Consider the following 12,051-nt stretch of genomic DNA (forward strand, 5'->3'; position numbering starts at 1 on the left):
GGTTTGCATACCGCGCCCCGCGAATGGGGACGTGCATCTTGCAGCGTTACCGTTCAATGCGATGCCGCGCTACGGCCCAAAATCCTCCGCGCGCTCACCTACAAACTTGCGAAGCCTTCGCATCACATCGTTCTCGATTTGACGAATACGCTCACGCGTCAGATTAAACCGGCGCCCCGTTTGTTCCAACGTGTGGGCGCGCCCGTCCATCAACCCGTAGCGGTACCGGATAATATTCTGTTCGCGGGGCGTCAACTGCTTCATGATCTCTTCGAGCTGCTGATCCAGCTCGATTTGCGCGATCGCATCGTCCATGCGGCGCGGTTCCATGTTCTCGGGAATGCCGCGTCCATTGTCATCGCTGGTTGTCTCAAGGTTGTCCAGCGGCGAGATATCGTCCACGAACGACTGCAGTTTGCGCGCTTCCGCCACCTTGATGCCCATCGCCGTTGCAATCTCTTCGGGGTCGGGGCGTTTGCCGGTCCGGATATAGAGTTCCTCGGCCGTCTTCTTATAACGCGAGACGTTATCCGTCACGTACACGGGTATACGCACCGTGCGCCCATAGTTGGACAAGGCCCGCGTGATAGCCTGACGGATCCACCACGTCGCATAGGTGGAAAACTTGCAGCCGCGGCCCGGATCGTACCGGTCGACCGCCTTCATCAACCCGAGGTTACCCTCTTCGATGAGATCCTGGAGCTGCAAACCGTAGTAGAGGTACTTCTTCGCGATACTCACCACCAAGCGGAGGTTCGACACTATGAGTTTTTTGCGCGCTTCGCCTTCGCCGCGCTGTGCCGCCTCGGCCAGTCGTATCTCTTCGGAAGCGGACAAAAGTGGAATACGAGAGATCTCGGCGAGGTACGCACTTAATCCGGTCTCTCGTGTATCCGCCATTGGTCTCTCTTCTTGGTAGTGGGGACGAGCCTGCGGCAACTCCGTCGGCTCTCAAAACACAACGGTTCCCAACGCTTCATTCTACTGGAGTTACGAGGATCGTTCAAGAAATGAACCGCGTTCGGTCGGCGAGACGTGAGTTGCGCTTGCGTGGACGCCCTACTCCGGCAACGGTTTGCCCTTGGTCTCGGGTGCAAGCCAAATGATTAACATTCCAACAACATAGACCAACGTGATGACAGAACCCATCTTGGCATAGTCGCCGTCGAAATACCCCACGAGCTGCCCCGCGAATACTGCCCCCAGCGCGGCAAATACGCGTCCCGCATTGAAACAGATGCCCTGTCCCGTTGCGCGCATACGCGTCGGAAAAAGCTCAGGCAAGTAAAGCGGAAACCACCCATAGAACGACGCCGTGGTCATGCCCACGAGAATAACCACGAACATGAAAAGGTAACCGAACTCCAGGCCGCCTCGAAAAAGAAACGCGCACGCCAGCAATGAACTCAAGCATAGAAGCGTGTAGGCGGGGCGGCGCCCGATGTATCCGCCGATGAGCGGGCCGACCAAGCCGCCAAAAATCGCGCCAAACGCGCTGCACATGGCAACCTGAGCCTTGGCCTCCGGATATGCGGACCCCACCATCTTGTCCACCCACACCGGAATCCACTGAACGGATGCCCATGTTCCGATCAACGCGACAGAAGCGATTAGGATCCCTAGGATTGTATTCAGAAGGTGAGCGCCGCTGAAGACATCGCGCAGGGGGGCCGAAGGTCCTTGTTTCACTGATGCCTTCCATCGCTCGGACTCAGGCACGGCCTTCACAATGAAGAACACAATCAACGCGGGCAATACCCCGACAAGCCATACCCAGCGCCACGAAGTGGGAGTGATGGGGACCACGTGTCCCAAGAATGCAACGAGAAGGTATCCTACATTGGCTGCGGCGCCGATAAGGCCCGCCATCAGCGGACGCAGCCGCTCGGGCCAACACTCCATCACCAACGCCACGCCCAGCGACCATTCGCCACCCATGCCCAACGCAGCGATCACGCGGAACAGGCCCAAGTGCCACGGCTCTGTCGCGAAGTATCCCAGTCCCGTGCAGACGGAGTAGGTGAGGATGCTGAGAGACAGTGCGCGAACGCGCCCGATTCGATCGCCAAGATAGCCGAAAACGAGACCCCCAAACGCCGCCCCCAGCAAAAACAGAGCCGTGATGTAGCCCATCCACTGCCCGACAAACGCGTCGACGTTCTCTGAGCCAACCGCACTCTGAAACATGCTCTGAAGCGCGGGCCGCGCCACGAGAGGAAACAGCCCCATCTCAAAGCCGTCGAACAGCCAACCCAGGAATGCGGCGATTAATACCAGATAGTGACTGGCGCCTACCCCCTCAGTCCCGCCGTTCGATTTAGAGATCATAGCCATTTCACGAAAGAGTACCCCATTGCACCGCGAGATTCCACAACCCGAAGTTGTCTCTATGCGGCCTTCGCGGTAGGATGAGTGTGTCCTGGTTTCACACAAACTTCGTCTTATCTGCCGCCGCCGGGCCCTTCTGAAAGGAGACCTCGTGATGCCGTTTGCCGCCGCTCCGCTTCTTGGTGTGATGATGCTCTCCGCTCCCGACGCCCCCGCAAAACCCGATGTCTTCGACCGCGTACGTCACGACTACGCCGACAACAACGGCGTGCGAATTCACTTCGCGTCCCTTGGCGAAGGTCCACTGATCATCATGATTCACGGTTTCCCTGATTTCTGGTATTCGTGGCGCTACCAAATGGACGCGCTCGCCGATCGCTTTCAGGTTGTTGCCATGGATCTGCGCGGATACAACTTGAGCGACAAGCCCGAAGGTGTCGACAACTACGCCATGCCGTTGCTCGTCGGCGATGTCCTGGCGGTTATGCAGAAGGCAGGGAAAGACAAAGCCATTGTCGTCGGCCACGACTGGGGCGGCGCGGTGGCGTGGGGCGTCGCGATGATGTACCCCGACAAGGTGGAGAAACTCGTCGTTTGCGACTTGCCGCATCCACGAGGTTTTCGCCGCGAGTTGGCCAACAATCCCAAACAACAGCGCAACAGCGCCTACGCCCGCACCTTTCAAAAAGAAGGCGCGGAATCCATGCTGACGCCCGAGAGCCTGGCGGATATTGTCGGCACGATGGACGACGCCACACGCGCCCGATACATCGAGGCATTTTCCAAGTCCGATATCGCCGCGATGCTCAATTACTACAAAGCCAACTATCCCTACGAACCCTACACAGAAGATACTTCGCCCCTCGTCAAAGTGAAGCCACCCGTGCTGATGTTTCACGGTCTTCGCGACTGGGCCCTGCTGCCCTCCATGCTGAACGACACGTGGGAATGGCTCGAGAAACCGCTTACGCTCGTTACCGTCCCCGACGCCGGACATTGGGTACAACACGACGCCCGCGACCTCGTCAGCAACACAATGCGCTGGTGGCTTACCCAGCCTTAGATCTCGGACGACACGCCAGCTTCAACACGATATCCGCAAAGCACGCATCACGCGTTCACTCGGTTGCCCCGTGATATAGTGACCAGTACCGAGCGACCGCAGGAGACAGACACGAAGGCGGACTGAACTAGGAGGGGCTGCCGTGAATCGTCGCGAGTTCTTAATGACAGCGGGTGCGGGATCGGTCTCACTTCTGGCCGCGAAGGGCGCGCATGCCCAAGAACAACCCCGCAAGCGTAACGTGCTTCTCTACGTGACCGATGATCAGGGGACCGGCGACGCCGGATGCTACGGAAGCCGCATCGCCAAGACCCCCGGCATGGACGCGCTCGCGCGCGAAGGCGTCCGCATGAACTCCGCCTATTGCACGACGCCAAGTTGCAGCCCGAGCCGCTCCGTTTTGCTGACAGGACTGCACAATCACGCGAACGGGCAATATGGCTTGGAACACTCCTACCATCACTTCGCCTCGTTTCCCAATATCAAGACCCTACCCGTATTGCTCGCAGGCGCGGGGTATCGCACGGCGTCAGCAGGAAAATTCCACGTCGCGCCCAAAGACACGTACCAGTTCCAGCAGTACATCGGCGGTCCGTCCCCCAGCGAAATGGCCGACAATTGCCTCCCATTTCTCGCCGCGCGGGATGAGGCTCCGTTCTTCCTGTATTTCTGCACAACCGAGCCACATCGCAATTTCAAGCGCGACGGAGCCGATCCGGTTCGACCAGAAAACGTCGTTGTTCCGGCTTTCCTTCCCGATACACCCGAAACACGCCTGGAATTGGCCGCGTACTACGCATCTCTACAGCGAGCCGATTCAGGTCTTGTGCGTCTGATAAAGATCCTTCACGACACAGGTCACTGGGAAGACACGCTCATCATTTGTTTGTCAGATAACGGCATACCGTTTCCCGGAGCCAAAACAAACCTGTACGAGCCGGGGATTCACCTCCCCTGTATTGTCCGCAATCCCTACTCCGGCCGGAGAGACGCGTCCTGCGACGCGATGGTCACCTGGGCCGACATCACCCCCACGATCCTTGACTTCGCGCAAGTACGGCCAGACGCCGAATCCCACGGACGCTCCTTTCTTTCGGCCATCGAAGAAGACAACCCCAAAGACTGGGACGAAACATACGCTTCCCACACCTTTCACGAAGTCACCATGTACTACCCGATGCGCATGGTCCGAACGCGAAAATACAAGCTCATCTGGAACATTGCGCACGGCCTGGAATTTCCATTCGCGTCCGACCTCTACGGTTCCAAGACCTGGCAAGCCGTCCTGAGCAGACACGAAACCCACTACGGTCCCCGGTCCGTTGAAGCCTTGCTGAAACGTCCCGCCTTCGAACTCTACGACCTTGAATCCGATCCAAACGAGACAAACAACCTCGCAGACGACCCCGCCCACGCCGAAGTCCTCGCTGATCTCAAATCAAAACTCAAATCCTTTCAAGAGCGCACACGAGACCCCTGGATTCTGAAGTGGGAGAGGGAATAGCCCGCTTAGGCAATACAAACGGAATCCAAAGATAGTCACACGTGAAGCGAACGCCGTAAATGCCGATGCGCTGTTTCATCGCGTATGTCTTCCGAAACCAGGGACTGACGCAAACGAAGCGACCGCCGGGAACGCAGACGTGGCTATCCCTCCATTCGGAACAATCTGTGAAATCGGCTTCATCTGTGGACGAACTCTTCAACTCCCAGAGACGAGGCAACGTATCAAGATCTTCATCCACAGATTCCGCAGATGAAATCTCGCATTCGTAGCGTCCGGTCTCCGCCGACACACCTGTCGGCCGCCGGGCGTCTTCAACTTGTGTCCCAGCCGCCCCCGGCTACGGTCGAGCTCTATCCATCAAGTGTCGACTTCCCTGATTCGCATTCAGTAGCGCCGACCTCGCCGAGGCGGCGACGCGTATGCGTTGATCGTTGAACCTCCGAATACTCTGCGTATCCCACTACACCACTCGCCGCTCGCCGAAACAAGGGACTGACACAAGCGAAGCGACCGCAGGGAGCGCAGACGTGTCTGTCCCTTCTTTCGGCGTCAATTCACTTCACACATGTCCGTTTTCCCCACTCTGTGCCCTCTGTGACTCTGTGGTTAAGCTTCATCAATTTGCACCACAGAGCCACAGAGAATGCAGAGAATGCAGAGAATGCAGAGAATGCACCTACGTTCCCTCCATCGCGGGATCTCCCGCTTGCTGACACACATGCCAAATTCCCTTATGTATTATGACTTCTAGAAATCAGGAAGCCCTCTATTTCTCAGCGTATAGTTGCACTCAAACCATCTCCTTGGAGGTAAAACCTACATCCGGCACCGGACACTGGCCGCAGTCAATGAACCCTTCATACCTTCGATCGGCGACCGTCAGCAAGTCGCGTGAACAGAGCTCAACGATTTCGCCTGGAAGTAGGTTTATTCGAACCATTGTCTTGTTTTCAGTAAGCTGCGCACGTATCGCCCTGACAATCCTATTCTTCCGATGTACCAGTCTCCCAATATCCAGAAACCACTTCCCCTTGGCATCTCCTATCAAATGAAGCAACTGTGCACTCACTATGTATTTGTCTCCGCAAATGACTGTGAATTCAACAAACTGTCCATCATTTACGAGTTTGGCAGACAAAAAAGACCCAAAGTTACGTCTTCGTATACTTCGCTTACTCAGTCTTGCTTGGACATATGGCCTGTTCTTCCGACAGTACTGTCTCCATGGGACATATCCTCCTTGTTCTGGCCAAAAGAAATCCTCAAATGCCGGTTCGCACTGGCCAATAACATGGTCGGCATGAATCGTATGCGCTTGGTTGTTGGAAAGATAAAGTTCAACAAAGCTGAACTCGGATCGCCTGCCGTAGTACCCTAGACGACTGAGCTTGATTCCTACTGTCCTTCGCATGGAGCCGGAACGCATCGGAAGATGAGTCCTCCAATGCCTTGCCCAGCTTGCGAATTGATCCCGTGTGTCATGGGGCTCCGCCCACCACTTTCCTTGACTATATATGAGATCGGGCACGCTGTACCAATCAGAGATATATGCAGTGCTGACTGTATATCTGGCTCCGTTGGGATACACGAAAACCACATTGGCTGCGTCCTCCGAAAGGAAACAATCTCGGAACGTGTTGTATGCAAAAGGCTCACTTCCTATTCCTTTGCCGATGACATGTGTCACTAGTGGAATTCGGTCGTTCAGCTTTCCCATCTCTTCTCTTCCCATTCAGTATCTGCAATTCAGTCTTTGCATGTGTATGCGCTTACGCTATCGTAATCAAACTGGCTACTTGTAACTCTTTGGGGTGCTGCTGCTAAAACAGGTGTTGATGATAATGTTCTAGAAACAACGTTGCTGTCCACTTACATTTGGAAGCGGTGGTGGATATCTCAGAATTGTGGAAGGCTCATCATGGGGTACATAGGGAACGTAATGTTCAAGGGGAATCTCTGCGGCATCAAGTTCGGCGGGGCAATCCAGAAAGAGAAGTAGCGGCCCCAGAAAAGGTAATAAAGGCAATTTTGTTGGTGGCCTGGGTACGGGTGCCTTGCGCGGCTTTATCAGTCCTCTCTCTGTTAAGTGCTCTATAAGATTCTTAAGGCCATCGTCGGATCCGGATCCAGGGACCGGTGTGCCATCCGGTCTCAACCGACAAATGGTTTTGCCTGGTCGTCCTCCGGCATTTGTCTTTACGTCTATGTGATATTCCTCTGGGGATATTCCGGGTCCTTTGTGTGAAGCAGTGTCTTTGCAGTACCAGTGTTGTTTGTATTTGAATTCCTTCTTCTTTCCAGCGAGGCCCAGTTCATCTACAAAGTGGGTTGGAATGCCAGATGCGTAGCTGTATAGATTTGATTCAACCTCAGCCAAATCCCTCGCCGTCCACCGCGCCAATCCTGGCGCGTAGTAACGGTACGGGGCGAAATACATCCCCGTGACGGGGTCGAGGTCGTGGCCGGTGTACGTACGCGTGGCGGACGCGCCGTCGTGGTACGTCGGGCCGCCGTACGGGTCATAGTCAAACCGCGCCAACGCCGCCTTCGCCTGACTGCGCAACGTCCGCGTCGACCCAAGATGATCCTGCGTATAATACCGCGCCGTCCCCGTCACCGGGTCGAGCCCCTGTATATCCGCCAACACATTCCCCCGCGACGCCGCACGCGATTGGGCTACGCTCCCTCCATCGCAAGGCTTCCCACTAGCTGCAGGCATGTCATACGCCTGCTCGGCGTTTTATCTACTACTTAACTGAGATGTCCCAGTATTTCCAGATATAACTTTGCCTATTGTTGTTCCCCAGAGTTTTTAAATGAGTGACCAGGCGTGACAGTAAGAATTGATCCGTTCTTGCTGGACATCCAACTGACAAAGTATTCTTCGCTTCCATAATCGCCGGTTACAGAAAAACAATACCCTCCGAGTTGGTTGCCCAAACGATTTCTGGACACAAACCACGTCACGCAGTCGATGTCTGTCACAGGGCCAACTCTGTCATTTCCTACTGCCTCCATGCGTATCCTGCTGCGACTCTCTTCATATTCCGACCTGCGAAAGACATCGTATGCGGTGACAAATTGCCCGATCCCCAAGAAAGCGACACCCCCGGCCAGAATGGCTAGTCCCCTCTGACAACAGACAGGCAAATTCCTTGCGATTTCCGTAAGTATTATATTACACGGAACCCATAACCAAAGCGTTCCCTCGATTGCACCTACCAACCCAGAAGGCCAATGAATACTCAACGCGCCTATCGCTGCGAACGTCATGAGGAGAAGCGTGGAGAGAATAAAGACTACAAATGTAGATAAGTATTTTGCGGTCACCCGGCGCGAAGTTTCGGCGCCGATAAAGCAGTTCATGCAACGCGAGAGCACAAGGAACCAACTCACGGGCGCCAGAAGTAAACTGACGAATACGGGCCACCTGGAACGAATAAACCGTGCTTCGGCAGGGACCAGAATGTGAGGCACCAACCCCAGAGCCATTATTATCCCAGAGCCAACGTAGCTCACGAGAATAGTGTCAAGATTCTTCACATTGATCCTTCCTTCATCGGAGCCCCTCTGGAAATTCGTTAGGGCATTATAAGAGGTATATTCAACGTATCGCCTAGTGCGTTCTGTATTAGCCATTCAACCCATGTCATTTCACGCACGTTGGGATAGTAGAAGAATTCGTTCGTGTTGTGTATACAATTGTTGCTAAAAAGGTCAAAGCGTCGTTCAGATGACAGCTCGAACCATCGCTTGATCAGGGCTTCATCCTGCTCCGGTGTCGAGAGAGTATTGCTATATGGGACAGAGAATACGTGCCAGTTATCAGGAGCAGCTGGTTCCTGAGTATAGTCTGGATGGCCTGCGAAGTTGGGCCAAGCATGGAGGTCAACCCATCCACCGGATCCCGCGGGTAGAGGCACTTTGTTTCCATATTCGTCGAAGTAATAGGGGGACTGTACGCGAATCCATTCATGCCCGTACAAATCGATTACCTTACACCTGTCCAGACCAACTAGGTCTACTGACGTAGTCGATAAACCTCGCACGTAGGAATACATATTGGGGCCCTGCCTTTCCCCCAGCGGGTCCCTCGCCGTCCACCTTGCCAGCCCCGGCGCGTAGTACCTATACGGAGCGAAATACATGCCCGTGACGGGGTCGAGGTCGTGGCCGGTGTACGTACGCGTGGCGGACGCGCCGTCGTGGTACGTCGGGCCGCCGTACGGGTCGTAGTCGAACCGCGCCAACGTCGCCTTCGCCTGACTGCGCAACGTCCGCGTCGACCCAAGATGATCCTGCGTGTAATACCGCGCCGTCCCCGTCACCGGGTCATACCCCTGTATATCCGCCAACACATTCCCCCGCGACGCCGCCGGATGATCGATGACATAATACGCATTCGTGTCCCTGCCTTCGGCATGATCTGTGAAATCGGTGTCATCTGTGGACAAACTCTTCAGCTCCCAGAGACGGGGCAATGCATCAAGAATTTCAACCACAGATAGCGCAGATGGCACAGATAAAATCTCGCATTCGTAGCACCCTGTCTCTGCCGACACACCTGTCCGCCGCCGAAACAAGGGACTGACACAAGCGAAGCGACCGCAGGGAGCGCAGACGTGTCTGTCCCTTCTTTCGGCGCGGCTGCGCTCCCACAACCCCGATTGAGTAGCGACACCTTCGACTTGCATTCAGTAGCGCCAGCCTCGCCGAGGCGGCGACACGTAAGCGCTAACCTCTGAACCCACCCAATGCCCTGCGTAACCCGCTGTCCAGGATACTCAGTACCTACGCCATCCACTACACCGCAGTCGTCGACCGAAACGCCATACTCATCACACACTTCTCCTCGGCGAAACAACGTCGACGCGACCGAAACCCTCACCAAATCGCTCTTGAACCTCTGTGCCCTCCGTGCCTCTTCCGCGAATACACCGTACGAATGCCATTCGGAGCATCCACCGTCACCGGCTGCCCCATGCCATTATACGTATACTCCCACTCCCGGCTCCCCGGCGCGGTGATCGTGCTCAACTCGTTCCGGTCGGTATAGCGGGGAATCTACTCTTGCGCTACATGCAAATAGATTACTATTAGCATTAGAAATATGCGTCTGTCCCCTTATTTCCCTACTGGCAGTTATAGAAGCAAACGCCCTTTCGACATCCTGACTTTTACGTGTCATGGATATCCCATTGTCGCCGACGCACAATTCCAATTCCCCATGTATGCACTCATCGTGCATCAACATATAGATACTTGATCTCAGGTTCCGTATTGCCAAAGGCGTGCTTTCTTGATGCATAGATAACATGTAGACCACCTGAAGTATCGGAACGCGCATCCCACTGCAGGATACTCTCGTCAGTCTTGGAAAGTGTAGAAACCGGGGAATTGAAAGCAGCATCAATCTTTGCAACAGTCAGATGTCCAGCTTGTAGCCAACCTAGCCAACTTGAACCGTTCTTGCCTGCATAGAGGTGCAACTGTTCAACATAGCCAAGCCAACCTGGATCACGCGAAGTCTGAGCTTCTGATTGGAGCGCATAGTTCAAATTTGGCATGTCCTTCAACCCGGCATTTGACTCAAAGAAGGTGTATTGGACTCCAGATGGTTTCAGACCCCATGCGACATATACAAGGTTACCCGAGCAAACCACATCAAGGGCGGAAAAGCGTGACGCCGCGGAGAAGCCTGATTCGTACCTCGGCAACGCATCAGTAGACTCTCCTTTAAGTATCACCCGAGGTTTGTTCCAAGAACTGGCACCGTTCACTAACGATGAATAGCACACCTGTTCGAAGAAACGCATTGCAGGTGCTACCGAAGTTCGCAGATATGCCGAATGAAGCGTGTTGGCATCGTCGCGAGAATAAGTCTGTCGACCAATACTGATCTTTGCATTGAACTTGTCAATGACAATACCCGGCCCTGAACTCTGATCGCGTCCGGCTATCACGAACGCCCTTCGTCCCTCAAGGGAATGTCCCGTCGGGAAACCCCAATAGTAGGGATAGCTCCGGGCAAATGTGCCCGTCACAAATTCAGAGACGTCGCTATGTGAAGGACTAATGGGGATAACGCCTGTGATCATCGGACCGCCTCCCCCGCTGTTTGCCGGGGACTTGAATAGTTGGATTTCGTAGACATCCAGACTATTCTTCGTTGTCCACCTTGTTGAATTAGGCTCACGTCTACTACGTATGAGCGTCCTTCCATCGTTCGCTGCAAAGTAGAGAGTCAATTCTCCTTTGCTTGTCGTCGCTGTCAGAAAATGAACTGTCCCGAGAACGGAGTCCCAGCCGGGGAAGGAAATCTTCTCTGTTTCCACCACACTTTGGCCATCGATGCAAGCTATGCCACACGGCATGCCAGCCTCATCGCATCGCAGCACAGACAGGTTACACTTCCCGGAAATCCGTTCACAATCATCCAAAGGAAGGGCAAACCACCTGTAAAGCTGCACACTTTCTAGTCCACACTGACTCTGAAAGAACTCGAATTGAGCTTCTGACTTCTCTTCTGGAATGCTCAGGAGAAAGATACATACAAACACGAGATGAAGAAGGCCGTGCTTACTCATGGGCTACACCTCGAACTTCCCGCTCTTTTCTACGACCGATGCTTGTCGCAATTGGGATAGTTGTCTTTCCAGAGCTGTTCCTGTTCTTGTGTCCAAATCAAAGTCTCTTGATACTCGGTTGGGAAGTTCGACGGGCTGTCTGGTAGTCTGGGCAGTGAACCATTCGGAATCCTTGCTCCTTGAGGTAAAACTGAATTGAGATAGCGAGGAACCTTTGCACAGGCCGACTGGGGCACGTGCCCCAGAAGCCACCAGCGATAACCATTCTTGTAGTGACTGAAGTAATCTTGACCTTCATGCATAAACCGCTTGAATTTCTTGTAATCGCAGTCACGAATTGCCTTATTAAGGTCTTTTTCTATCTCATTCAACTCGCGAAAATGAAGCCAAGGTTGTACCCACGGGCTTGTCGAGAAGCACTCGTCCAATTCGTTGTAAGGTCCGTGAACTTCCGAGCCCCAAAGACCAAGTGGGTCGAATATTTCGACTGGGCTATCGAGTGAATATGAATAGAGATTCGGTGAGTCGAGAGAGCCCAACGGGTCCCTAGCCGTCCACCGCGCCAA

General features: G+C 54.4%; 9 protein-coding genes. 2 read left to right on the forward strand and 7 right to left on the reverse strand.

Features of this window, described 5'->3' with window-relative positions:
* Window positions 1-69: 69 nt before the first annotated feature.
* Entirely contained in the window at window positions 70-900 is an 831-nt protein-coding gene (locus K1Y02_02765; GenBank protein ID MBX7255259.1) for an RNA polymerase sigma factor RpoD/SigA, read from the reverse strand.
* A gap of 159 nt (window positions 901-1,059) precedes the next feature.
* A complete protein-coding gene (locus K1Y02_02770; protein ID MBX7255260.1) occupies window positions 1,060-2,325 on the reverse strand; it encodes an MFS transporter in 1,266 nt (421 codons plus the stop codon).
* Between the two features lie 193 nt (window positions 2,326-2,518).
* Here K1Y02_02770 and K1Y02_02775 point away from each other — a divergent pair, with 193 nt between their 5' ends.
* Window positions 2,519-3,391 (forward strand): alpha/beta hydrolase, encoded by an 873-nt coding sequence (locus K1Y02_02775; protein MBX7255261.1) that lies wholly within the window; start codon window positions 2,519-2,521, stop codon window positions 3,389-3,391.
* Window positions 3,392-3,554: 163 nt separating this feature from the next.
* Window positions 3,555-4,895 carry a sulfatase gene (locus tag K1Y02_02780; GenBank protein ID MBX7255262.1) on the forward strand — a complete coding sequence of 447 codons (1,341 nt, stop codon included), beginning with the start codon at window positions 3,555-3,557 and terminating at the stop codon, window positions 4,893-4,895.
* A 1,849-nt stretch (window positions 4,896-6,744) separates the two neighbouring features.
* On the opposite strand, the gene K1Y02_02785 is transcribed toward K1Y02_02780, so the two are convergent.
* From K1Y02_02785 to K1Y02_02805, 5 genes are all read right to left on the reverse strand, one after another.
* Window positions 6,745-7,515, reverse strand: coding sequence for an RHS repeat-associated core domain-containing protein (locus tag K1Y02_02785; protein ID MBX7255263.1), 771 nt, complete (start codon window positions 7,513-7,515; stop codon window positions 6,745-6,747).
* A gap of 964 nt (window positions 7,516-8,479) precedes the next feature.
* The gene (locus tag K1Y02_02790) at window positions 8,480-9,352 is read right to left on the reverse strand and encodes an RHS repeat-associated core domain-containing protein (protein ID MBX7255264.1); all 873 of its coding nucleotides are present in this window, start codon (window positions 9,350-9,352) and stop codon (window positions 8,480-8,482) included.
* 430 nt (window positions 9,353-9,782) lie between these two features.
* Window positions 9,783-9,935 carry a hypothetical protein gene (locus K1Y02_02795; protein ID MBX7255265.1) on the reverse strand — a complete coding sequence of 51 codons (153 nt, stop codon included), beginning with the start codon at window positions 9,933-9,935 and terminating at the stop codon, window positions 9,783-9,785.
* Window positions 9,936-10,135: 200 nt separating this feature from the next.
* Complete coding sequence (locus tag K1Y02_02800; GenBank protein MBX7255266.1) at window positions 10,136-11,485, reverse strand: hypothetical protein; 1,350 nt, start codon at window positions 11,483-11,485, stop codon at window positions 10,136-10,138.
* A 29-nt stretch (window positions 11,486-11,514) separates the two neighbouring features.
* On the reverse strand, window positions 11,515-12,051 hold a 537-nt coding region (locus K1Y02_02805), incomplete at its 5' end, for a hypothetical protein (GenBank protein MBX7255267.1).

This window comes from Candidatus Hydrogenedentota bacterium (assembly GCA_019695095.1).
Classification (GTDB): Bacteria; Hydrogenedentota; Hydrogenedentia; order Hydrogenedentales; family SLHB01; genus JAIBAQ01.